Here is a 24109-nt window from a genome sequence, read left to right on the forward strand (position 1 = left end):
CGCTGCCAGCCGCCCGTCAAGCCAGCGAGCGCGGCGTCGAAATCGCCGCCGGCGCTTCCCTTTTGGGCGCTTTGCTGATGATTCCCGGGGTCCGGGGCCGCGGCACGGGCCCGGTCAACGTCGGCGCCGCCGCCGGCGCCTGGACGGGATACCGGCTTGCCCGTGCAGCGCTTGCAAGCCCACCGCCACCAACCGCGAGCGTGCACGAATGGCACGCCATGTCCGTCGAACACGTGCGTCGGGTGCTCGCACCGCAAGCGGACAAGCGAACGGAGTCGGCGCTCGCGGCCCATCCCGCGCAGTGGATCGTGGCGCCGGTGCGCCGAGCGCTCGGTGATTTCGCCGGGGCGATGCGCGCGGAACTGGCCGACCCGTTGGTCCCGGTGCTGGCGGTGGGATCCGCGGCCAGCGCGGTGCTGGGCTCACCCGTCGACGCGATCCTGGTCGGGTCGGTGCTCGCCGGAAACGCGACCCTGGCCGCGACCCAGCGGATCCGGGCCGAACGGCTGCTGCGGCGACTGCTCGCCGCCCAAGCCCCACCAGCTCGCCAGCTCGTCGACGCCGATCGCTACGCGATGGTCGATGCCACCGACTTGCGCCCCGGTGACATCATCGAGGTACGGCCCGGTGAAGTCGTGCCCGCCGACGCCCGGCTTACCCACGCCCTCGACGTGGAAGTCGACGAGTCGTCGTTGACCGGGGAATCGCTGCCGGTGCCCAAACAGATCGACGCCACTCCGGCCGCGCCCGTCGCCGAACGAGCCTGCATGCTCTACGCCACCACCACGGTGGTCGCGGGCACCGCGGTCGCGATCGTCACCGACATCGGCGAGCAGACCCAAGCACGTCACGCCGCCGCCGCCGGACACGAAGACAGCCCCGCGGTCGGCCTGCAGACGCAACTGAAAGATCTTACGAACAAGACGTGGCCGTTCAGCCTCGTCGGCGGCGGATTGGTCACCGCGCTCGGGCTATTGCGGCGCACGAGTCTGCGCCAGGCGGTCAGCAGCGGTGTCGCCGTCGGCGTCGCCGCGGTCCCGGAGGGGTTGCCGCTGGTCGCGACGCTGGCGCAGCAGGCATCAGCGCGGCGACTGACCCACGCGGGCGCACTGGTGCGCAGCCCGCGCTCGGTAGAGGCCCTCGGCCGTGTCGACGTGGTGTGCTTCGACAAGACCGGGACGCTCAGCGAGAACCGACTCCGAGTGACCAGGGTGCGTGCCGCTTCCGGTTTATCCGCCGACGATGTACTCATCCACGCCCTGCGGGCCACCCCACTCGCCAACGGTGAGCCGCACGAACACGCCACCGACCGCGCGGTCGTCGACGCCGGGCGACACCTGTACCACGGCGAGCCGGCGGCGCATCTGCCGTTCCGGTCCGATCGCGCGTTCTCGGTGTCCGTGCACGACACACAGTTGTCGATCAAAGGAGCACCGGAGGTGGTGCTCGCCGCATGCGTCGATGTCGACGAGGCAACACAGCAGCAGGTGCGCGAGATGGCCGCCGAGGGGCTGCGGGTGATCGCCGTCGCCACCCGGCAGCTTTCGCCGACGCAGGCCCAATCGGTTCGTGACGACACCGACGCCTTAGCCGAATTATGCGGCGACGAACTGAGATTCGCCGGATTGCTCGGCATATCGGACACGCCGCGCGCGGACTCGCCCGAGGTGCTTGCCGAGCTAGCCGCCCGCGGCATCGGGGTGCGACTGATCACCGGTGACCACCCCGTGACGGCCACCGCTATGGCCGCCGAAGTGGGCATGCCCATCGACGATGATCAGGTGATCAGCGGGCCCGAATGGGAGGCGCTGTCCCGGCACGAACAACAGCAGGCGGTGCAGAATCGGCGAGTCTTCGCGCGGATGTCACCCGAGCACAAGGTACAGATCGTCGAGACGATCCAGCGGCTCGGTCACGTGTGCGCCATGGTCGGCGACGGCTCCAACGACGCAGCGGCCATCCGCACCGCAACCGTCGGCATCGGCGTGGCCGCACGCGGCAGCGACCCCGCCCGCACCGCGGCGGACGTCATGCTGCTCGACGGGCGAATCCGTGCACTGCTGGACGCCCTCGACGAAGGCCGGCAACTGTGGCGGCGCGTGCAGTCGGCGGTGTCTGTACTACTCGGCGGCAACGCCGGCGAGGTGGCTTTCGCAATCGCCGGCACTGCCCTCACCGGCCGGGCACCGCTGAACACCCGCCAACTGCTGCTGGTCAACATCCTCACCGACGCGCTGCCCGCCGCAGCACTCGCGGTCAGCCCGCCGAACGCCGAATCGCGGTACACCGGCCGCGGACCCGACCGAGCCGCATTGTGGCGGACGGTAGCAGTGCGGGGCGCGACGACCGCATGCGCCGCCATGGTCGCGTGGGTGCGGGCGAAATTCACCGGCCGCCGACAGCGCGCCTCGACGGTCGCGTTGGTGGCACTGGTCGCCACACAGCTGGGACAGACGCTCATCGACTCCCACAGCCCGCTGGTCGTCGCCACCGCGGCCGGCTCACTGCTGGTCCTCGCCGCCCTGATCAGCACCCCAGGAATCAGCCAACTACTCGGCAGCACACCCCTGGGCCCGATCGGCTGGTGGCAGGCCCTGTCGACCGCCGCCGTCGCCACCGCCGTCGCCGCTATCGCTCCCCGACTGTTCGCCGCGGGCGGTCGCCAGCGGGATCGTCAGTCGAGGATCTCGATGACCCCGAGCCGCCACAGCACCGCGTACACCTCGCGCAACGGCACGGTCAGCACGTGCGTCAATGCGCCCGTCAAAGAATCAGAGCCAACGCCCGCGCCACTACTCATCACACTGGACACCATGCGGATGCCAGGAGTCGAATACTCGAACACACCATGACCGGGAGGCAACATATGGCCGAAAAATCGTCAACCGGCCACCGAAACGCCGTCGACCGGGTGCTGGCCGCCCAAGGTTTCGCGGTGGATCTGCCGGTCCTCGGCCGTGTCCGCATCCCCCGGCCCGAACAGTTGGCGTACTACGGCGCCCTCGGCGCCCTGGCCGCCGCGGAGATCATCGAATGGCCCGTGGCGGTCGTCCTCGCGACCGGTCACTGGCTGGTGCAGAATCAGCACAACCGCGTCGCCCACGAGATCGGCGAAGCCCTCGAAGACGCGTAGATCAGCACATCAGCGAGATCCCTAACCGCGCAGACCCTGCTGCGGCACCGATAGCTGGACGAATAGCAGAATGCTGGATTTCAATCGTTCCACTGGTGCAGTCGCGCGGTTGCCGGGCGTTCCGGCACCTGCCACGCTGCGCAGAGCCGCTCGAACGGGCGCGCAAGGCGGCGTCCGGCCCCAGGCCGCGAATCGGGGCAGCGAGCTCGGCCGGTCGACCGTGCAGCTGGCTTGCGCCCCAACCGAATTCCCAGACCAACACGGAGAGCTGGGCTTGCACTCGTCGGCCCATGCGTAGACGGCGTGCGTGCCCGAGGGCGCGTCCCCAGGTTATGCGGTCGTAGACCGGGCCGTGTCCGACGTGGCGGGACGGAGTTGGACGCAGCATTCACCGGCTTTCGGTGCCAGCTCCGCGGTGACCGTGTCGGCCTGCAGGCCGGTGAGCACGCCAACGAGATAGGCGTGGTTGAGTCCACACACCAGTTCGGGAGCGTGGGCGGCCAACGGATGGAACGGGCAGTTGCGCAGGCGGATACAGTCCGGCGTGGCGCGGGCGGGTTCGAATCCGTGCTCGGCGAGCATCGTGTGGAGCAGTGTGAGGGCGCGTTCGGCACCGAGCCGCCCGGGCCGCAAGCGCTCACGCATGGCCGCTCCGATGCCCGCACCACGCTCGGCTGCCACCCGTTGCGCCGCGGCGCGAGCGGTCTCGTCGGTGCTCTCGGTGAGTACCGCGCCGATCAGGATGTCGGCCAGCACCTCGTGACGGCGCTCGGGGATATTCACCCGGACTTCGGTATCGCTGGGCTCGTACACCTTCGGCGCCCGCCCGACCCGCCGGATCCCGCCGACCTGTTCATAACGAGCCTGCAGCAGTCCGGCGTCGACAAGCTTATCGAGGTGGAATGCGGCCAGCTTCCGTGAGATTCCGACTTCCTCGGCGGCTTCGTCGCGGGTGACCGGCCGCCCAGCAGCGCGGATGAACCAGTACATGCCGCGACGCAGCTCGTCCTCCAGCGCGGCCACCGCGCCGATCGCCGATTCACTGGTCACACGACCACAATAACGCCGACTGTGTTTGTTGAAACGCGATGGGTACCCGCCCAGCGAGGTGACTTGACCGAGCCAAGCAATAACACCAATAATCTTTGGTGTAACTATTGGGAGGATGTCGTGACCAGTGACATGCAGCAGGCCAAACAGCCAGTCAGTGCCGCGCTGGCCGGGCCGTACGGACATCCGTTCCACCCGATCCTCGTTACCGTGCCGATCGGTGCTTGGGTGGCAAGCCTCGTATTCGATATCGCCTCTCAGTTCGTCGACGACCCGGCCTTTCCTGCCCACGCGGCGGAATGGCTGATCGCTATCGGTGTCCTCGGGGCGCTGGCCGCCGCCATGGTCGGCTTCCTGGACCTGTTCGCCATCCCGACCGGCACCCCGGCATTCCGGACTGGACTGGTGCACATGAGCCTCAACCTGGCCGTCACCAGCGCCTACGCACTCAACTTCTGGTGGCGCAGCTCCGGCGACGGCCCGCGCGGTGTCGTACCCACCGGGCCTTTAGCGCTGTCGATCCTGGCCTTGGCCGCACTGGCGGTGTCGGGCTACCTCGGCGGCAAACTCGCCTACCACTACGGCGTGCGGGTCGCCGACGAAAAGACCCAGGCCACCGGCTATCGACGCTGAACCTTTTATCACCCGTCAGGAGACATCATGGGTATCGCAGCATTGATCCTCTGGCTGCTCACCGCCGTGGGCGGGTTCGTCCTGCTCGGCACCTGGATCGCCAAAGGCGGTACACGCCAACCAGGTGCGAGTCATTTGCCCGTACCGGTGCTATTCGGACATTTCGCGCTCGCCGTCGCCGGGCTGGTCGTGTGGATCGTCTACCTCGCCCTCGACAACGACGCCCTTGCCTGGATCGCATTCGCACTACTGATCCCGGTGGCACTGCTCGGATTCGTCATGCTGCTGCGTTGGCTGCCCGTCTACCGAGCACGCACCCAAACCGCAGTTACCACAAACCCCGAACCGGCGGAGAAACACTTCCCGTTGGCCGTCGTCGGTGGCCACGGCGTCCTCGCCGTCACCACCGTGGTCCTCGTATTGCTGACCGCCCTCGGTGTCGGCGGGAACTGATCATCGTGTCCCACCCGCGCCACAAGTCGTCCACGACCGAGCCAACACCATCGATCTGGCCGCCGCCGAGCTCGCAGCCCGGAACTTCCTGACCCGCGCTCGGCGTCGGCCTCGACGACGAACACCTGCACGCCACTCCCGGTCGGATGGCCCACGCCTACGCCGAACTGTTCACCCCACGCCCGTTCGATCTGACCACCTTCCCCAACGACCAAGGCTATGACGAACTGGTACTCGCCCGCCGCATCCCGCTGCGGTCTGCGAACACCACCTGTTGCCCTTCCGCCGTGTACCGAGTCGATGGTCCGGTCAACACGTAGACTTCCCGCACTAACCGAACTATCCGGCCCGGGCCACAGCGCGGCAGGCTACCGCAACACAATTGGTGCGCTTTCTTATCACAGGAGCTGGGATGGGACTGCGGATTCTTCTGCTGTGCAGCGCGGACAACGGGCTGTGCCGTCGTGCGCGGCTCGTCCTGCAACGCAGCGGGAACACGGTGCGCACGGCGACGGTCGCTGACAGCGACGACATCGGAAAAGTCGTCGCGAGAACCGACTTCGACCTCATCATCTGCCCGTACCTGACCGCACGCATCCCCGAGTGGGTAACTCGCCGCTGGTGGCCGAACGTGGTCGTCATCCATCCGGGACCGGTCGGCGACCGAGGCCCCAGCAGCCTGGACTGGGCCATCACCGACCAGGAACCCATGTGGGGCGTGATCGCGGTGACAGCCACCGATGTCATGGACGCTGGGCCACTCTGGGCCACCCGAACTGTCGCGCTCCCACAAGGCCAGAGAAAGTCCGACATCTATGGCTCGATCATCTCGGATGCCGCTGTTCAATGCATCGTGGAGGTCGCCGACAAAGCCGCCGACCCCACGTACCGGCCCATCGACCAAGCTGACGCGCATCGCCCGATCACGCACGCACGAACCCGGCCGAGGATGCGTCAGTCCGACCGGGCGTTCGATTGGCGAGACGATTCCGAGCTGATTCGGCGACGCATCCTCGCCGCCGATGGATCTCCCGGAGTGCGTTCACACATCGCTGACCGCTCGGTATATCTCTACGATGCCCATCCAGGCCGCGGAGGCGTCCTCGCATCAGCGGGAACGGTGGTCGGACGACGGCATCACGCGCTGGAAATCGCGTGCGGCGACGGCAAGAGTATCTGGATAGGACACCTGCGAGTCGACCTCGGCGACCGCTGGTCGTGTAAAGCACCCGCTGTCTCGGTCCTGGACCGAGCCGGGGTCCCGGCCCGCTCACTTTCGCCCATTGCGGGACAGGCTCCGGCGTCAGCCACACCAGAAGTATTCGAAGACATCGCCTACCGATCGATCGGCGAACAGGTCGGTGAGCTCACCTTCCGCACTTACAACGGCGCAATGTCCACCGATCTGTGTCGACGGCTAGCGCGCGCGATCCGCGCCGTGTCGCTGCGCGACAGTCGCGTACTGGTGGTGCGCGGTGAGACCGGGAAGACGTTCGGCAACGGAATGCACCTCGGCGCCATCGAGTGCGCCGATGACCCCGCCAATGCGGCTTGGCGAAACATCGTCGCCCTCAACGAAGTGTGCAAGGAACTTCTGCTGTGCCCCAAGCTGACCCTCGTCGCAATCACCGGATCCTGCGGTGCGGGCGGTGCGGTGATGACGCAAGCCGGCGACGTCGTGGTCGCGATCGGTCGTGCCGTCCTCGACGTGCATTACGCCACAATGGGATTGCGTGGTTCCGAACTGCACTCACTCACGTTGCCACGACGTGTGGGAGCGGCCACAGCACACCGCCTGCTCACCGAATGCGAGCCCGTTGACACAACACAGGCGCTGGATATCGGTCTGGTCGACCACGTTGGCCCCGATATCGAGTTCGACCTCTGGCTGAACGAGCTAGCCCACGAATACGCGCTGCCGGAACTCTGGGAGAAGACCATCCGCCGCAAGCACGAACACCTTGCCCGCGATCTCGGACACCGACCACTGGAGGTCTACGAGTGTCGGGAACTGGCGGAGATGGCGGCAAACCTGTTCGACGACTCGCTCGGCTTCGCTGCGAAGAGGCGGGCATTCATGCAGAAAGCCTCTCCGCGACCCTCGACAGGGCAAGGCGCGCTCGGCATGACCTCATGAACTCCCTTCGCCACTGCCATCGTTGATCCACCGCCCGGCGGTCCAACGGTGGCGGTGGCGCGATGCTGGTGTTTCACCGTGGTCCGCGATAGGCGGGGACGGGTGCTGACGGCGATGGTCGCGGGTCCCCGAACCAGCGTCCGGGGATTTTATAGGACTAGACTTGAAGAAAAGTTCGGTCGTTCCTGGGAGCTCGATATGGGAACACACGGATACGTCGGCCCCATCCTGGCCGCTACCTTGATTGCCTTGGGACCGAACGCAGTTGCGCCCAGCAGTGCCGCAGCCGACGGTCCGCAACCGGAGGCGACCTTCGCGGAGATGATCGCCCGCGAAGCCTGGTTCGTGGCCTCCGGGCAGGACCCCGCGCAATCACCGCCCGGGGTGAACGTGCCGTGCACACCATCGGCAGCCCATCCGCAGCCGGTAGTGCTCGTGCACGGCTTCCCCGCCAATCAATACAACGGGTTCGCCCACATCGGGCCGAAACTAGCGAACAGCGGCTACTGCGTGTACTCCCTGAATTACGGCGGGACCAACGCCTTCGACGGCGGCATCGCCAGGGTGTCGGCGTCCGTGCCGCAGGTATCGGCCTTCATCGACAAGGTGCGTGCCGGAACCGGCGCCGCCGAGGTCGACCTCGTCGGGCATTCCGGCGGCGCATTCGTCTCGCTCTACCTCGCCAAGACCGACCCCGCAGCCACTGAGAAGATCGGCGCAGTCGTCGGCCTGGCACCACCCACGCACGGAATCACCGGAGGACTGGTCGCCGACGCGACACGGCTCGGACTACGCGGACTGGTCGCAGGCATCTGCGGGATCTGCGAGGACGTCTCACCCGGCTCGACCGCGATGGCCCGGCTGCACGACGGCCCGATCGCCCGGACCGGCATCCGCTACACCACCATCGTCTCGACACACGACTCGATGGTGTCCCCGCCCTCCACCGCGGCCATAGACGAGCCTGGCGTCACCGACATCGTCGTCCAAGACCAGTGCCCGGACGACCCGGTCGGGCACAGCGGCCTGGCGTACGACCCGAGCGTGGACTCGATGATCCTGAACGCGCTCGATCCCGGGCAACCGGTGCCGGTGGAGTGTGGGAGCGGGCCGCAGTTCTAACCGACGGATGTTCGTCATCCAATTCGGAGGGATTCGGCGGCCAGCTCGCGACCCTGGTCTGGAAGCCCCACGGTCGCGGCCGGTCCCGCAGAGGCGCCGTTCGACGGCACGCTGGGGCAGTTCTCTCAGCGCTTCGGCGCCCCAGAAGCTTCTCGTCAAGTACTACAGCGACCCCGACACAGTGCTGCCGCGCCTGAGGTTACGCAATGCCGACGTCGACTACATCAGCTTCGACCACCTCCACGTCCAGGACGTGCGCATGATGATGGGTAGCACCGAGACCATCGACGGCGAAACCGCGCCCCGGCAACCGTTGTTCCCCAAGGTTTCTCGTGGTTCCCGCAGCCGGTTGGTGTAGCTGCCACTCATCAGCGCAAAGGTCTCGTGTGGCGGCGCTCAGCGGATGGCGGCGATCACGGCGTCGGTGACCGATCGCCAAACGACACCGGCTTCGAGGAATCCGGCTTCGCGTAGCCGGGTCAGATGCCAGTCGGCAGGGTGCTCCTGTCCGATGTCGTGTCTACTCAGGATTTCACGGCTGGCCGCGACGTCCTCGGCGAGCTGCGGATCAGCGGCCGCGGCCGCCCACCAGCGGTCCCAGTCCAGGGCGCCGGCCTTTCCCGCCTGTTTTCGGTGGGCTTTCTGCACCGTCTCGTCGAGGGCATTGAGCAGTGGATTGGCAGGTTCGGGCATGTGATCGGCGTTGAGGAAGATCCCGCCGGGGCGCAGCAGTTTAACGATGTCGCCGTAGAGACGGGCCAGTGGTGTCGCCGTCATCCAGTGCGTCGCGGTCGCGGTGAGGACCGCGTCGAATGGTTCGTCGAGAAGGGCCGCGATCCAGTCGGGAGTGTCGAGATCAGCTGTGACGAAGCTGGCGCGCGTATCACCCTCGAACGATCTCTCGGCGATTCTGAGCAGCGCCGGGTCCCGATCGATACCGACCGATGTCGCATCAGGCAGCCGAGCGAACAATCGCAGACTGATGGTGGCGGTACCGCATGCCAGATCGAGTACGCGAGGCGCTCGACCGGCGGCCGCTTCCACCAGGTCCAGCATCACCCGGAACCGCTCCTCGCGGTCGGGCATGTAGAACTCCTGCTGCCGGTCCCAACTGCGCTGCCACTGCTCCCAATTCATCACGCCTCCGAATAGTGTTAGGGACTGTCATGCGCGGAGCGTCTGTTCGCCTAGTGAGAGTGGGAGTGCTCGTCGAGCAGATCCGACTGGTGTGTGTGCCAGTGCGAGTGCACGGTCCCGTCGGCGTGGGTGTGGGTATGGGTGTGACTGACGTGGTCGTGGATGTGGGTGGTGTGCGAATGCGAGTGCGTCAACTCGCCGTGGCTGTGCTCGTGGTCGTGTGGATGGTCGTGGGCGTGCTGATCTGACACCTCTGTCAACGTCGTCTCCTCGGTCGAACCTCGGCCAACACTGCACGGTCGCGACGCCATCGAGCAGCCCAGCCGAATCCAGCGTCGAACGGCCGTCCTCGGTGGTGGCTCGCGGCGGCGATGATCGCGGCACAGCCTACTTCGCTCGATACGCTTGTGCTATCACCCAGCTACCGCCAGGTCGGGAGTGTCGGCGTCTTCGTGGGCCAGACGATGGCTCCGCCCGTCAAGCACGGAGGAAGGGCGCGGCCCGGCGGTAGCACATGTACTCAGTGACGAGTTCGCTGACAGTCGGGGCATACGCCGTGCGAGGTGAGGCCGGCGATGTCGGGTAGCGCGAACTGGCTGTGGCGGCGGGCTTCGGCGAGGGCTGCGCCGAGTTGGACGGACGGGACCTCGTCGATAGCGCCGCATTGCAAAGTATCGAAAATTGTTACAGCTCAATAGAATACAAACATTGCCATATTATCGACAAACCTATGCCATGCTCCAGCGAATCCAAACAGCCTCCACTTGAATTTGAGAGCTGTCTCCACCCTCGCGTATCGCAATGCCGAATTATCGATTTCGGAGGCAGGTGGTTACTTACATTGCGGGTAACTGGTCGCCTTGTACGACTTCGATGTCGAGGTCGAGTTTGACGGTGGTGCCGATGGCGGCCACTCCCGCGCGCACGACGGCGTTGTAGTCGATTGCGAAATCGTTGCGGTGCAAGAGTGTTTCGGCGTGGAATGCGGCACGCACGCCACCCCACGGATCGGCTCCGAACCCACCGTAGGTCACGTCGAGATCGACCGGGCGACGCTGCCCGTGCAGGGTCAGCTCGCCCGGCATCACCCAGGTGTCACCACCGGTGCGACGCAACCCGCTGCCGGTGAAAGTTATCAGCGGATAGGTGTCGACATCCAAGAAATCCGGGGAACGCAGGTGATTGTCGCGCATCGAGGTACCGGTATCGATGCTCGCGGCCTTGATCTCCGCGTGCCCGGTGGACCGCTCGAACGGCTCGGCGATATCGAGGCGCCCACTGATCTCCGCGAATCGGGCCTTGATACTCGCAATACCCAGATGACGTGCGGTTGCGATCACCGTCGAATGCACCGGATCGATCGTCCACGGTCCCGGCGGCGGTGCCGCCATGGCCCCCGCGACCGGCACCAACACCACCTCGCCGAGCACACCCGTCCCCGCCGGAGAGATCGGTACGGTCCGCGCCACCGGTTCGAACCCGACAGCGGTGAGCACCGCGGTATGAACACCCGCCGGCAACAGCTCGGTGCTCACCGCCCCGGTCGCGTCGACGACCGCACGGGTGATCTGGCGCCCCCGCATATCGGTCACCGTCAAGATCGCATCCGGTACCGGCCATCCCTGTGCGGTGCACACACGACCGGTCAACCCACTCATCAGCGATCCTCGGGCTCGTAGCCGAGCCGCACGTCGTAGGCGATCTCGCCACCGGAGACAGTGACCTGCCCGGTCACCGGCGGATAGCCACGCGCAACCACGGTGTACTGGCCTTCGAGCAGATCGGTCACAACATAGCGGCCGTTCTCGTCGGTGCGTGTCGTCGCGGTTACCTCTCCCGCCGCGTCGAGCACACTGACCAGCACATCGGGCACCGCCCGGCCGCCGTCGGCCCGCGCGGATCCGGCGAGCACCGCCATCGCGGCCAGCTCGATGTCATGACGCAGCACACCGCTGTCCGGCACCGTCAACGTGGTGGCACTGGGACGCATATGCTCGGCGACCGCGACCAAGGTATAGACACCTGACACCACACCGTGACACACGTAGCTGCCGTCGCCGCCCGTGACAGCCGCTCCGACCACCTCACCACGCAGATCGGTCAACGTGATGGTCGCACCCGCCAGCGGCACACCGTTGCCGACGGAACGGACCACACCCGACAACTCACCCGAACCCACCAGGGTCACATCCAGGCGCTGGGATCGCTGACCGACCGACACATTGACCGCGGTCGGCTGGTGCCCGATCGCCGACACAATCAACACGTAGCCACCGGTCTCCGGTGCGGTGATCGCATAGCCACCATCAGCGGCACTACTCGCCCGCGCGACCTGACGGCCACCGTGATCGATCAACGTCAATACCGCACCCGGCACCGGACGACCGTCCTCGCGATGGACACGACCGCCCAACGCCCCACCGGCCAAGTCCGACCCGGACCCGTCGGTCGACAGACCGGTCTGTGACGACGCAACGACCCGGTACACACGACCGTTCTGTTCTACCGGCGCATGCCCCGTGACCGACGCGGCCGACACCGGTTCGGGCTCGGACAACACCCGCTCGGCGTCTTCCCAGGGGTGGGTTTCGTTCCAGCTCGACTCCGCGAATGCGGCCAGTTCGGCATCCAGTGCCGCCATGTCGTCCGCGATGGTTGGATCGTCTTGCGACGCAGACTTTTTCGTGGTCGGGTCGAGGGTCGGATCGATATCGATCGTGCGGCGCAGCGGACGGTTCGGAAGCAGGATGGTCGCGATGAGGGCGACGGCCGTCGCAGCCGCGGCGATGAGGAAGATCCGCCCGGTCGCATCACCGTAGGAAACGCGCACAATCGTGGCTATCGGTGCTGGCAAGGCATCGAGATTCAGGTTGCTGCCGCCGGAGGACCCAGTCTTCACCCCGAGCCTGGCGAACCCCTCCGCCGACAGCTCACTCACTCGGGTAGCCAGCACCGAGCCCAGGACCGAGACGCCGATCGCGCCGCCGAAGGTGCGGAAGAAGGCGACGCTGCTCGATGCCGCGCCGATATTGTGCACGCTCACGGTGTTCTGCACGGCCAGCACCAGGTTCTGCATCATCATGCCGACACCGAGCCCGACAACGGCGATGTAGACCCCGACCAGCCACAGGTTGGTCGCGTGGTCGATCGTGGACAGCAACCCGAAACCGACCACCAGCAGCGCACCGCCGCTGACGACGAAGCTCTTCCACTTGCCGAACCGGGTGATCAGCTGGCCGGAGCCGACCGAAGCGGTCAGCATGCCCGCCACCAGCGGGATGGTCAGCACACCCGCAACGGTCGGCGAGTAGCCGCGCGCGGTCTGGAAGTACTGACCGAGGAAAGTAGTCGCACCGAACATGCCGACACCGACCGCGATCGAGGCGATGATCGCCAGACCCGTGGTGCGTTCGGTGACGATGGGCAGCGGGATGATCGGCGACTTCGCGCGGGACTCGACCCACACGGTCGCGATCAGCAGCAGCACACCCGCACCGACGTAGAGCGCCGACTCCGTAGAGATCCAGGCGTAGTAGTTCGCCTTCCCGGCGAACGACACCCAGATCAGCAGCACCGAAACACCGGCGGTCAGCAGGCCCGCACCGAGCCAGTCGATCGACACATCCGCCTTGCGCTCGGTGGGCAGCCGCAGCGTCCGCTGCAGCAGCGCCAGCGCGATCACCGCGATGGGCACACACACGAAGAAGCACCAACGCCAGCCGAGCGGGCTGTCGACGATGACGCCACCGAGGATCGGCCCACCCGACATCGACACCGCCATCACCGCACCCATATAGCCCGAGTACCGACCGCGTTCGCGAGGCGCGACGATCGAACCGATGATCGCCACGACCAGGGCGGTCAACCCGCCCATGCCGATGCCCTGGATAACGCGCGCGACCAACAGCACCGGCACGTTGTGGGCGAGTCCGGCGATGATCGACCCGGCGACGAAGATGACGATGGCCGATTGGACCAGCAGCTTCTTATTGAACAGATCGGCGAACTTGCCCCAGATCGGGGTGGATGCGGCGTTGGCCAGCAGCGCCGTGGTGATGACCCAGGCGTATGCGGTCTGCGATCCCTGCAGATCACCGATGATCGTCGGCAGCGCGGTCGAGACGATCGTGGTGCTGAGCAACGCCGTGAACAACGCGGCCAGCAAGCCGGTCAAGGCTTCCAGGATTTGACGATGGGTCATCGCGTCCGGATCGCGGCGCGTCTGCGCATCGACTGAATTAGACATCCACTTCCTGACTCTCCGTCGAAACCGGCTCGCGCTCGCCCATCACGGTGTGGTGCGCAATCGCGGCCAGTGAATTTCTGAGCTTCTGAACAACATTGGCGGCCTGCTCGGCCTCGTCCTCGCTCCAATCGGCCAGAGCAGCCTGCAACCCCCGTGCCCGCGACACTCGGACCCGCCGCAGCAGATCGCGTCCCTGGTCGGTGATTTGGATGAGAGTGGCCCGGCCGTCGCTGGGATCGGCATGGCGGGCAATGTCGCCGGAGCTCACCAGCTCGGCGACATGCCTGCTCAGCGTCGATGGGGTGATGCACAAGTCCACGGCCAGATCCACCTGGCGGCACGCCCCCTTGGCCTCGAGGGAACCCAGCACGCCCACTCCCCCTGGCAGCAGGTGCCCTTCTTCGGGGTGCGAGAGGGCGGCGCGGATCGCCCGGCCCATGAAGTAGAGCTCCTTTATCAGGCTCTGAGCCGTATCGGGCGACACTGCCATGCCCACTCCCCACACGAGATTAGTTGCTTGTGCTACGCAACTATACACAGTTTACTTGCGCTAAGCAATTAGCTAGGAGCGGCGCCTCAGCCGGCAAGGCGACACGCCCGGACTGACCGCACGAAGGAAGACACCGCAACCGCTCCCCCATCTCACGAGAAGGCCCTCGCGATCATCGACTCCCCCAGCGAACTCCATCGAGCGGCCATACGCCTTGTGGGCGACCAGATTTGACGCCTGAGGTCAGCAGATCGCGACCGCGCCCTGCACCTGGTGCCGCAGTTGCCGCATTCGACAAGACAGCAGAAAGACCCGCTCATCGGGGCGATAGCCACGGAAACGCTGGTCTTGGATTGTCGGAAGCCAGGGTGGTGCGCGGTGTTGCCGGGTGCCGCGGCAGCACTGTCTCAGTCGACGAGGACCTCCGCAATACTGTTCGCAAACCTGGCAGTCCACCACGAGGACCGCCGGGCAATGGCTCGTCGCAGGCTCGGCCTGCGAACTTTCGACGCCGCATGCCGCGACGGTGCAGCGCTGGATCTAGACGCTGCGACCGGATTCGCCTTAGGAGAACGGCTCGCGGCTAATGCGCCCAAGCCGCGCGCACCTGCGGAGCTGACCGCGCGGGAGCGAGAGGTGGCCGACCTTCTCGCCGACGGCCGAGGTTCTAGTTTTCTGGATGGGTCTCAATATTGCACGCCACGCATCTGGGCCGGGCGATACCGCCGGAGCTGATCGCGTCGGCGGTCGACATAATCGTGGACGGGCATCGCGCAGTCATGATGTGACGCTTCGGTTTACGCCGTGGGGGCGACGCCGTGCTGTGCGGAATGGCCGCGAAGCGGCTTCCTAGCGGGCAACGAGCGACAGCCGCCCACCGGAGATCCGCACCCGTAGGCCCGCGGATCGGGCGAGAACGAGACCGACCAGTGCCGCCGCTGCTGCGGATACCGCCCCACAGGCGAAAAATCCGAACCGGGGGCCGTACCGTTCGGTGAGCCAGCCCACGATCGGGCCGCCGATCGGGGTGCCTCCGGTGAACACCATCATGTACAGCGACATCACCCGGCCCCGCATAGCCGGGTCGGTCTCGAGCTGCACCATCGAGTTGCCCGAAGTGTTGAAGGTGAGGCCGAGCAGACCGACCACCGTGAGCATGGCCGTGAAAAGCCAGAAGCCCGGGGCGAATGCGGTGACCGCCTCCAGCACTCCGAAGCCGATCGCGGTGGCGACCAGCATCCGCATCCGCACCCGGGCGCGGCGGCCCGCCAGGAGCGCGCCGACGAGCGATCCCGCGGCCAGTGCGGTGTTGAGCAGGCCGTATTTTCCGGCGTCGACATCGAAGACGTGGTATGCGTAACCCGACAGCACGGTCGGGAAGTTGTAGCCGAAGGTTCCGATGAAGCCCACCATCACGATCGGCCAGAGCAGTTGCGGATGCGCGCGCACGTAGCGAAGGCCTTCGCGCAGCTGGCCTTTCCGTCTCGGCAAGCGCGGCACCGGCGTCAACTCTGTTCGTCGCATCGCCAGCAGGCCGCCGATGACGGCCGCGAAGGAGCAGGCGTTGATCACGAAGGCCCAGCCGGATCCGACCGCGGCGATCACGGCTCCGGCGACCGCCGGCCCGACCAGCCGAGCGGCCTGGAAGTTGGCGGAGTTCAGGCTGACGGCGTTGCGCAGCCGCTGGCGGCCGACGATTTCCGGGACGAACGACTGCCGCGTCGGGTTGTCGACCACGGTCACCATGCCGAGAAGCAGCGCCAGCAGGTATACGTGCCAGACCTCGACCGTGCCGGTCAGCGTCAGGACGGCGAGTACCGCGGCGAGCAGCCCCATGATGGCTTGAGTGATGACCAGCAGGCCCCGCTTGGGGAAGCGGTCGGCGATGACGCCGCCGTAGAGACCGAACAGCAGCATCGGCAGAAACTGCATGGCAGTGGTGATGCCGACGGCGAACGAGCTGCCGGTGAGACCGAGCACCAGCCAATCCTGGGCGATCCGCTGCATCCAGGTACCGGTATTCGAAACCACTTGGCCAGCAAAATAATAGCGGTAATTGGGGACGGTGAGGGAGGCGAACATCCCACCCGTGCGAGATGACAGATCCGGCAGATCGGACCGGACTGAATCGGTGACGGTGGTGTTCTCGTAGTCGTCGGGGCGGGTCGTGGTCAAGACTGCCTTTCCTGCTGTTCAGCTCCTTGTTCGGTGGAGAAGCAACGCTCGGTTGCCACAGATGGGCCTGGGGAGCAGATGTGGTGCGGCACGGGTGCAAACGACAGCGCGCGGCGGCCCGGCGACGAACTTTTGTAGTAATCACACGGCCTGCGGGTTTCCGGTCTGCCGCGCCACACTGCTTAGCCTATCTAATTAATAATAGGCGCTGGGCCCAGCGAACTCGGTGATCTTGCCGACTGGTTGATCAGCGACCGGGCATGCCTGAAGGTCTCCGAGATAGGGCGGGTGCTATCGAGTCACAGGGGTCAGCTCATGACGGCGCCGTTGGAAGGCAAAGGCGCACATGAAGTCGATCATGTTCGAACTCGACGCCGAAATCCGCCCCGAAGCTGTCGTTGTCACTGCCCGCGCACCCGCAGCACTCAGCGCGCAATCCGACCATCAACCACCTCGAGGCGATGTCACCGACCGAAGCCCTCGCTCGCCCAAGGGAACTCACTTCAGCTGATCAGACCTCACAGTGCCCGCCCGCCCGAGGGTGGGTGCGCGCGGTCTAGCAGGATGTCTGCGAGTAAACCGAGTACTGAGGAGAAAACGAAAGTGGAACGCATCGGCGTAATCGGCGGCGGCACCATGGGTGCCGGTATCGCCGAGGTAGCCGCCCGCGCGGGCGGATCGGTCCTGATTCTCGAACGCGACACCGAGGCGGCCGGAGCGGCCGCCGGGCGTATCGAGAAGTCCCTGGCCCGCGCGGTGAAGTCGGGCCGCCTCGAACAGGCCGCCGCCGACGCGGCCCGCGCCCACATCACGCTCACCACCTCGATCGACGATTTCGCCGACCGCGAGCTGGTCATCGAGGCCGCGCCGGAGATCGAATCGCTCAAGGCCGACTTCTTCACCAAGCTCGATGCCATCGTCTCCCCCGAGACCATCCTTGCCACCAATACCTCCTCGATCCCGGTCATCCGGCTGGCCAACGCCACCGCCAACCCGGGCCGGGTGGTGGGTGTGCACTTCTTCAACCCGGTCCCGGTACTGCCGCTGGTCGAGATCGTCGTAACGCTCAAGACCGAGCGCGCAGTCGTCGACAAGGTGAGCGCCTACGCCCGCGACGTGCTGGGCAAGCGCACCATCGAATCCAAGGACCAGGCAGGCTTCATCGTCAACGCCCTGCTGATCCCCTACCTGTGCAACGCGATCCGCATGTTCGAGACCGGATTCGCCAGCGCCGAGGACATCGACGAAGGCATGGTCAGCGGCTGCGCCCACCCGATGGGTCCGCTGCGCCTGACCGACACCGTCGGCCTGGATGTCACCCTCGCCGTCGCCGAGTCCCTCCACGCCGAGTTCGGCGAACCCCAGTACGCACCCCCAGTGCTGCTGCGCCGCATGGTCGACGCCGGATACCTGGGCCGCAAAACCGGCCGCGGTTTCTACACCTACTGATCGGTCATGGAACCGGCCGCCCGCGACGAATTGCGGGCGGCCACCACCGACGCATCTGCTGCTCGATGGCGAGAAGTCGACGGCGGTCACCGATTTCGACACCTACGAGACTCGGTGACCCGCCTGCGACATCGTCCTCGTTTGCACGATGCTCTCCGGACAAAGCCGCGAAGCCTTCAACCATCCGACATCACATTTGCCCGCAGCACCGCGGCCGGTTCGGTCAGCGCGTGTGCGGAACTCACGGTCAACCGTGTGCCGCGCCGCCATGCCGGGATGCGACACCGTCGCCCCGTGAGGTCCCCGCGTCGAGCCCCATATCTGCACGATCGTTCTGACCCACCCTCCAGCCGGATCGGCGGTCTCCAACTCCGCTTCGCTTGCACCACGTCACCAGAGGATTTCGACAAACTGATCGCACCCCTCGGTAACCGGGCGATACCCAAACACTGGCATCGCCGCGGGTTTCCGTCGCGATCGGCGAACCCGCGCGCTTTCGGCTCCTACACGACGTGTGCCGACTCAGGCCATTTCCCGCAGCACCAGCCGTGCCGCACACGCACACATCATGCGGCTGAACCGCAGTCCGGCCGGGTGAAGCGAGCGACTTGACCGGAGACGGCGCGATCGCCTGGTCAAGTGAGCTGCACCCATGCGGTCGCCACTTGAATGTCCCCACCGTGGCGGGCGATCTCAGACCATTCGGTACGGTCCCCGAAATCGCCCAGGCAAAGAGGGACTTGGCAGTCGTGGAGAACGCCAGAATCATCAAAGTGGATGTCGAAGGCGCCGATAGTCCTCACCCAGCTCGCCGTGAATCCGGTAGGCGATTCATCCGGACCGTCGGGTCCTCGACCTCGCGGCGGACCAGCGGGATCGGCCGCCGCAGGTCCACCAGTGTCGCCACGGGCAGCTTGTACTCGCGACGAAGGAGATTGCCCACCTGCGCGGCAGCGACGCTCGCGGATGCGGTGCAGTCGCCGGGCCCCAACGCGACCAGCAGACCACCGCGGACGGTCGCGGTCAGCGGTCGCAGTAGCAGCGCGATACGCAGTTCCAAGTCCAGTTCGCCGACCGGGTTGCCGTCGACGGTGATCTCGAGGTGCGGACTGTAGGTCTGGGTGACCTCGTGTTCGAGGAGTTCGACCTGTTCGGTGCCGCCCGAACGGGTGCGGATCGCCGCGCCGTGCAGCCGGTCGTAGCGACGCCAGCCCTCGACCATCAGCCCGCCGAGATCGACTTGGAGCAGCCGGTCGAGCGCTGCGGTGACCTCGCGCAGCGCCGTCGATCGCAGGACGGCCGTGACGATCGGCGCTCGACGCAGCACGAACTGTTCCACATCGCGTTCGTGCAGGCATCGGGCGAGGTCGTCCATTCTTGCGGCGTGGGCGGCGGCCGGGAAGAGGAGAGATTCGGCGGTGATCGGCGGAGCTGTCATTGTGGTATCTCCCTGATCTGCAGCAGTGGGTTCTCGCCGAACAGTCGAACCCGCACAGTCGGCGTCGCACCGATTCGGTGGACGTGGATCGTCGGGGCCGCGCCCTCGACCACGCGCACCCGCAGCTGTGGCTCGGCCGGGTGGTGCGCACGCTTGCGGAGCCGGTTCAGCACGAAGGTCGCCACGGCTATCGCGAGCATGAGCGCGCCCAGCGCGAGAGCGTCGTCGAGGCGGTCGGTCGGGTGGGATCCGGTCGGTGGAGCGGGCGGAGGTAGGGCGAACTGTGAGTCGGACGGTTGTGCCCCGACTCCGGAGTCGGGTTCGCCCGCCGAGGATGTCGTCGTCGTGGTGGTGGTGCCGGTCGGCGGGCGAGCGATCTGGATGGTCACCGTCCGGGTGAGCTGCTCCGAGCGGTCACAGGTGGCGATGATCGAAAAGGAGCCGAATTCGGCATCCGGTGGCACGGTGATCGATTTCGCGAACGAACGTCGACTCGTCCCCACGGTGACCGTTTTCGACCGCTGAGGTCTGATGATCACCTCGCCGCATGGCCAGTTGGAGCCGCGTACGGTGACCTCCGCTCCGCGTTCGACATTTGATGGAGCAGCCTCGAGGCTCGCATCGGGCAACGATGGTTCGGCCGTAGTCGTGGTTGTGGTCGTGGGGGTCGTGGTTGTGGTCGTGGGGGTCGTGGTTGTGGTCGTGGGGGTCGTGGTTGTGGTCGTGGTGGTTGTTGTGGTTGTGGTGGTTGTTGTGGTTGTTGTGGTTGTGGTTGTGGGGGTCGTGGGACCGGTACAGCAGGGTGGTTCGGTGGTCGGCGTGGTCGGCCACGTCGGTTCAGCCGACTCCGCCGTCGCATTCGGCGCTTCCGTCGCCGGCGCCGCTCCCGCGATCGGCGTTGACACACCGAGCACTCCCGCCGCGACTACCGCAAGCAGTGCCATTCGTGCGTCACAGTCCATCCCGATCTCCAGTACGGATTTCTGGAAATTTCGTGCGCCCAGTCTGTTCCCGACCTTTGTGATTGCGCACGAGTAACTAGCTACCTGTGTCCACATCATGCGGGTCCTACATGACCGGCACGGTGGCCTCATCCAGCAATGACCGGGAGACCGAATAGCGGTGCAGACCGCTGCCGCCGCCGACCTCCACGGCGTTGTGGGCAAACCCCTCGTAGTAGCGTCCCATCTCAACGCCAGATCGGCCGCGGCGGTGATCGCGTGATCCCACGCCGGGCTCAGCAGGGTCGCCAGCAGTTCTTCGTGCAGGGTCCATGACGTCGTTCTGCCCGTCGGGACGGTCTCACACACGGGTGAGCGTGCGGTCGTGTCGCCTTCACTCACGGCCAACGGCGCGGGGCGCACGGGGTGGGTTTCCGGAAACGCGATCGCCGAGGTGACGGGGATTCCCGAGGCGCGGTCTGGGCATGTCCCCCTCCCGATATCGCGACGCCGATCATCGGCTGTTCGTTGGCCATCATCGCGCCCTGCGCCACCAGCCCCACTGATCGAACCGACGGCCCAACCGTAGCGAGGTCGGGACGGCTATCCAGCGGACACCAGTCGGCGCCGTTCGGGCAGCCTCAGTCGCCGACCCAGAAGTCCATTTCGCGTAGCTTGGTGTCCTTGATGGCTTGGGATTTCTCGCCTTTCCACAACCACGGCTGCCAGAACTCGTTGTCTTTCAGGCCGTCCCAGCTCGTGGACGACACCTTGTTGATGCGGTTGAAGCGCCACCGGTACTGGTTGTACACGGCCATGATGTTGGTCGCATAGGCAGAGGCCAACCCCGGGGCGTCTCGGACGATCAGGAAGTTCTCGTCGTTGGTGCCGCTGGCCTTGGTGCCCAGGTTGTGCGACCCGGTCATCACCACGGGGCTGGCACCGAAGGGGTCGATCAGCACCACCTTGCTGTGCACCATCGCCCTCGCCGTGGGCAGCTTCTTCAATTCCTCGACGAACCAGCTGGTCGGTTTGTCGATGGCGGCGGGCAGCACCACGTCGAAATCGGCGTTGACGATGTTGTCCTGAGCGAAGACAGGCACCGTGACGTTCTGCACGCTCGGGTCCTGGTTGATGGCGCCCTTGATGTAGAGACGTTGCGCTGTCTGCGGCTTGCGTGCGACATCGATGATGTGGTTGAGCAGCGTGTCACGCGGGCCGGGATTGAACATCAAGAACAGGATGGCTCGTTCGGCCTTGTCGATGGCTGCGCGGGCCTCGGCCAGGTCGACCTGGCCGATTGTCGGGGTGAACCACAGCGTGACTTCGGCCGGTGCGATCGTGCGCTTGCGGGGCTCGCTGTTGGACTTTTCGAGTGTGTCAGGGGTGGCCGCTTCGGCGTCTTCGAGCCGGTCCCATTGCTTGCGGTACTCACCGGCAAGGCGGGCGTCGTCGATGAGTACCGAATTGTTGGCCTGGGTGCACAGCCCGGTCTTGGTCCAGTTCTGGCTACCGGTCCATGTCCAGCGAGGCTGGTTGTTCTCATCGCACAGGACAAGGAACTTGTTGTGGCCCAGGGCACGTGGGGACACCATGCGATCGTGCAGATCGACGATGTCCTTCAGCCGCTCCCGCGCCGCAGCGTTCTGGTCCTCCCCCTTCTTTTTCACGCTGCCGTTGGCGAGCACGATATGGGAGTTCTTACCGAGCTTCTCCAGCGCAGACTCGAGTTGTTCGTCATCGAGCTCATACAGTGCGGCGAAAACCTCGCGGCCGTCGTCGGCCGCCGCGGCGAGAAGCTCGAACAGCCGAGCGCCCAGCGGGCCGGTCAGGTAGTTGCGGAACGGGTCGTCGGGGGTGTCGATGACCGTCTCCAGCTCCTTGGTCGCCGCGCTCTTCGTTCGCGGATCATCGTCGGTGAGGTGCAGCCGCCGTGAAACCCACTGTGCGGCAACGATTCCGCGGTTGAAGTACGCATCGATGTGCGGTGAGACCTGGTGATCGAGAGTGAATTCATCGGTCCACTCGCTGGCCAGGTCCTCGGCCGGCGAGAGGTGGTCCTTGTCAGGTCCGACCATCGGCACCACCTGGTACGCCACCCGGTCACCGGGATCGGCCATGTAGTCGGTCCACTGAAAGCGCTGAATCGGCCACTGCGTGGAGTCACGCCGCTCACCCTCTTTGTGCTTCTGGCCGGCGAAACCGACCCACGTTTTGACGACTTCACCGGCGCCGTTGCGCCGGCGTCGCAACGCGAAACCGCGGCAGTCATCGATCGGCCCGGGCGGTTTCCAGGAAACGAAAACGTCATCCCCGTTGTGGCACACACTGACCTTCATCGAGGCCCTCCTATCTCCGGGGCGGCCTGCGATGGGCACCGATGCGAACCGCGTCGCCGCCGTGTCCTCACTCAACGGTCGCCGACGCCGCCGCTCGGTGTCGCGAGTAACCCGGCACTCGAATTGCCTGGCGGGACACGCGAGCGACTTCCGCCGCGACGGCTGAGCAGCCGACACATCGGGCCCCGGCATGCCTCCACGATTCGAGTAGGCGTCACTCGCGACAGACCAGCACCACAACGTGATGCTGAGGTTGCGACATCGGCATCGCATCACTCACATGCCTACGACCCGCAAAGAAAGAAGACCAATGGGCACAATGACCATCACCATCAAGACACCTGCAATCGGACAACTCGAAGAAGGATCCGGCGACGGATCACCTCTCAGCGATGAACAAATGCGCGAGGAGAAAGCGGCTCGGGACAAGGTTCTCCAGTCCCTGGTGCCGTTCCTCCAATCGCTGCCGCACCGGCCACCCCGGCGGGCCGGAAACGTGTTCGGGTTCGAACTACTCGGCGCCAGCACGTGGTCGAACCTCAACCACTACCTGCTCCTACTCGACGTCGACATCGTTGGCGGACGTTTGGTCGATGAGCTCGCGAAAGTGCTCCCCAGCGGATCATCGGTATCGGTGGTAGGCGATTTCGAACCTCTGGAGACATCGCAACCATCGCAGGTATGAATGCACAGCCTGGGCAAACCAGATAGTTGCATGTCAAGGCGAATCATCTGCTCACTTGCCCGAAGCCCACATCGGCCACGACGCAATCGACGTCGGCAACGCCGCAGCACCCGACCACACCTGGCTTGGACTGAAGAAGAAAGTGAGGTCGGGAGGTGTGCAACACCTGCACTCCGGAACGGCCGGACGTGTGGAGAATTTTCAGCTCGGGGTGTTCCTCGCCTATGCCAGGCGCTCGGGTCGGGAGGTGATCGATAGAGAGCTCTACCTCCGCCGGGCCGTGGATCGGTAACCGCTGCGCCGAAGCAGGAATTCCTGAAAGCCGTTGCAGCTCAGGCCTTCTGACGAAGCCCCAGACTTGCCGAGATGATGATCGCCCGGACCCCGGATGCCGGAGTAGCCGCCGGGTGGGTGGCCGCGACGGCCGGTTCCGGGCATTCTGCTAAGCCCGTCGCCTGTCCTACGTTCCGAGGACGGCCGCCGCCGTGTCGACATCCTCGTCGCTCGAGCGTCCGCACAAGCTTGGCACCGGGTCTCGGCCGGGCTGGGTGAGCGCGGCGAACGTGAATACGACTGGGCCTGGTGCCCATTTCGGTGCCCCCGCCTGATACACAAGAACCCTGCTGGCCCGCCGATCCCTCGATAACCCCGCCGATATCGCCTACTACCTGTACTTTCACC

20 protein-coding genes and 3 pseudogenes are annotated in these 24109 nt (G+C 65.8%); 11 read left to right on the forward strand and 12 right to left on the reverse strand.

Annotated elements, in window-relative coordinates; all coding sequences use genetic code 11:
• Positions 1–350 precede the first annotated feature (350 nt).
• Positions 351–2576, forward strand: a pseudogene (locus ACQPZ2_RS28330) (cation-translocating P-type ATPase); the annotation flags it as partial.
• Positions 2577–2674: 98 nt separating this feature from the next.
• On the opposite strand, the gene ACQPZ2_RS28335 reads toward ACQPZ2_RS28330, so the two are convergent.
• Positions 2675–2866 (reverse strand): Rv1535 domain-containing protein, encoded by a 192-nt coding sequence (locus ACQPZ2_RS28335; RefSeq protein WP_433521248.1) that lies wholly within the window; start codon positions 2864–2866, stop codon positions 2675–2677.
• On the opposite strand from ACQPZ2_RS28335, the gene ACQPZ2_RS28340 reads away from it, so the two are divergent.
• Positions 2867–3133 (forward strand): hypothetical protein, encoded by a 267-nt coding sequence (locus ACQPZ2_RS28340; protein WP_063038195.1) that lies wholly within the window; start codon positions 2867–2869, stop codon positions 3131–3133.
• Positions 3134–3463: 330 nt separating this feature from the next.
• Here the strand turns inward: ACQPZ2_RS28340 and ACQPZ2_RS28345 are convergent, their stop codons facing one another.
• Positions 3464–4183 (reverse strand): helix-turn-helix transcriptional regulator, encoded by a 720-nt coding sequence (locus ACQPZ2_RS28345; protein ID WP_433521249.1) that lies wholly within the window; start codon positions 4181–4183, stop codon positions 3464–3466.
• Positions 4184–4303: 120 nt separating this feature from the next.
• On the opposite strand from ACQPZ2_RS28345, the gene ACQPZ2_RS28350 reads away from it, so the two are divergent.
• The 6 genes and pseudogenes from ACQPZ2_RS28350 (at position 4304) to ACQPZ2_RS28375 (ending at position 8886) form a co-directional block, all read left to right on the forward strand.
• Positions 4304–4816, forward strand: a complete 513-nt coding sequence (locus tag ACQPZ2_RS28350; RefSeq protein ID WP_433521250.1) for a DUF2231 domain-containing protein — start codon at positions 4304–4306, stop codon at positions 4814–4816.
• A gap of 27 nt (positions 4817–4843) precedes the next feature.
• Positions 4844–5269 (forward strand): hypothetical protein, encoded by a 426-nt coding sequence (locus tag ACQPZ2_RS28355; RefSeq protein WP_433521251.1) that lies wholly within the window; start codon positions 4844–4846, stop codon positions 5267–5269.
• Positions 5270–5318: 49 nt separating this feature from the next.
• Positions 5319–5552: pseudogene (locus ACQPZ2_RS28360) on the forward strand (GTP cyclohydrolase I); the annotation flags it as partial.
• Between the two features lie 129 nt (positions 5553–5681).
• Entirely contained in the window at positions 5682–7406 is a 1725-nt protein-coding gene (locus ACQPZ2_RS28365; protein ID WP_433521252.1) for an enoyl-CoA hydratase-related protein, read from the forward strand.
• Between the two features lie 198 nt (positions 7407–7604).
• Positions 7605–8528: an esterase/lipase family protein gene (locus ACQPZ2_RS28370; RefSeq protein WP_433521253.1), complete on the forward strand. Its 924-nt coding sequence runs from the start codon at positions 7605–7607 to the stop codon at positions 8526–8528.
• 181 nt (positions 8529–8709) lie between these two features.
• Positions 8710–8886 carry a hypothetical protein gene (locus ACQPZ2_RS28375; protein ID WP_433521254.1) on the forward strand — a complete coding sequence of 59 codons (177 nt, stop codon included), beginning with the start codon at positions 8710–8712 and terminating at the stop codon, positions 8884–8886.
• Between the two features lie 38 nt (positions 8887–8924).
• On the opposite strand, the gene ACQPZ2_RS28380 is transcribed toward ACQPZ2_RS28375, so the two are convergent.
• The 7 genes and pseudogenes from ACQPZ2_RS28380 to ACQPZ2_RS28410 form a co-directional block, all read right to left on the reverse strand.
• Complete coding sequence (locus ACQPZ2_RS28380; protein ID WP_433521255.1) at positions 8925–9665, reverse strand: class I SAM-dependent methyltransferase; 741 nt, start codon at positions 9663–9665, stop codon at positions 8925–8927.
• Positions 9666–9715: 50 nt separating this feature from the next.
• Positions 9716–9925 (reverse strand): zinc transporter Slc39a7, encoded by a 210-nt coding sequence (locus tag ACQPZ2_RS28385; RefSeq protein WP_433521256.1) that lies wholly within the window; start codon positions 9923–9925, stop codon positions 9716–9718.
• Positions 9926–10501: 576 nt separating this feature from the next.
• Positions 10502–11323, reverse strand: coding sequence for a YceI family protein (locus tag ACQPZ2_RS28390; RefSeq protein ID WP_433521257.1), 822 nt, complete (start codon positions 11321–11323; stop codon positions 10502–10504).
• Complete coding sequence (locus tag ACQPZ2_RS28395) at positions 11323–12306, reverse strand: MSCRAMM family protein (protein WP_433527542.1); 984 nt, start codon at positions 12304–12306, stop codon at positions 11323–11325. The genes ACQPZ2_RS28390 and ACQPZ2_RS28395 overlap by 1 nt, the downstream gene beginning before the upstream one ends.
• Positions 12307–12354: 48 nt before the next feature.
• Positions 12355–13866 (reverse strand): annotated as a pseudogene (locus ACQPZ2_RS28400) (MDR family MFS transporter); the annotation flags it as partial.
• A 37-nt stretch (positions 13867–13903) separates the two neighbouring features.
• On the reverse strand, positions 13904–14401 hold the full coding sequence (locus ACQPZ2_RS28405) for a MarR family winged helix-turn-helix transcriptional regulator (protein ID WP_433521258.1): 498 nt from the start codon (positions 14399–14401) through the stop codon (positions 13904–13906).
• Positions 14402–15250: 849 nt separating this feature from the next.
• Positions 15251–16576, reverse strand: coding sequence for an MFS transporter (locus ACQPZ2_RS28410; RefSeq protein ID WP_433521259.1), 1326 nt, complete (start codon positions 16574–16576; stop codon positions 15251–15253).
• A 603-nt stretch (positions 16577–17179) separates the two neighbouring features.
• On the opposite strand from ACQPZ2_RS28410, the gene ACQPZ2_RS28415 reads away from it, so the two are divergent.
• Positions 17180–18025, forward strand: coding sequence for a 3-hydroxybutyryl-CoA dehydrogenase (locus tag ACQPZ2_RS28415; protein ID WP_433521260.1), 846 nt, complete (start codon positions 17180–17182; stop codon positions 18023–18025).
• A 799-nt stretch (positions 18026–18824) separates the two neighbouring features.
• On the opposite strand, the gene ACQPZ2_RS28420 is transcribed toward ACQPZ2_RS28415, so the two are convergent.
• Both ACQPZ2_RS28420 and ACQPZ2_RS28425 read right to left on the reverse strand, forming a co-directional pair.
• Positions 18825–19463, reverse strand: a complete 639-nt coding sequence (locus ACQPZ2_RS28420; protein ID WP_433521261.1) for a hypothetical protein — start codon at positions 19461–19463, stop codon at positions 18825–18827.
• A complete protein-coding gene (locus ACQPZ2_RS28425) occupies positions 19460–19966 on the reverse strand; it encodes a hypothetical protein (RefSeq protein ID WP_433521262.1) in 507 nt (168 codons plus the stop codon). Before ACQPZ2_RS28425 ends, ACQPZ2_RS28420 begins: the two co-directional genes overlap by 4 nt.
• Positions 19967–19994: 28 nt before the next feature.
• Between ACQPZ2_RS28425 and ACQPZ2_RS28430 the strand changes: the two genes are divergently transcribed.
• Complete coding sequence (locus tag ACQPZ2_RS28430) at positions 19995–20501, forward strand: hypothetical protein (protein ID WP_433521263.1); 507 nt, start codon at positions 19995–19997, stop codon at positions 20499–20501.
• A gap of 544 nt (positions 20502–21045) precedes the next feature.
• On the opposite strand, the gene ACQPZ2_RS28435 is transcribed toward ACQPZ2_RS28430, so the two are convergent.
• Positions 21046–22743: a phospholipase D-like domain-containing protein gene (locus tag ACQPZ2_RS28435; RefSeq protein WP_433521264.1), complete on the reverse strand. Its 1698-nt coding sequence runs from the start codon at positions 22741–22743 to the stop codon at positions 21046–21048.
• A 319-nt stretch (positions 22744–23062) separates the two neighbouring features.
• Here ACQPZ2_RS28435 and ACQPZ2_RS28440 point away from each other — a divergent pair, with 319 nt between their 5' ends.
• Positions 23063–23428: a hypothetical protein gene (locus tag ACQPZ2_RS28440; protein ID WP_433521265.1), complete on the forward strand. Its 366-nt coding sequence runs from the start codon at positions 23063–23065 to the stop codon at positions 23426–23428.
• Positions 23429–24109: the final 681 nt, after the last annotated feature.

It is taken from the genome of Nocardia pseudovaccinii (assembly GCF_050942345.1).
GTDB lineage: Bacteria > Actinomycetota > Actinomycetes > Mycobacteriales > Mycobacteriaceae > Nocardia > Nocardia pseudovaccinii.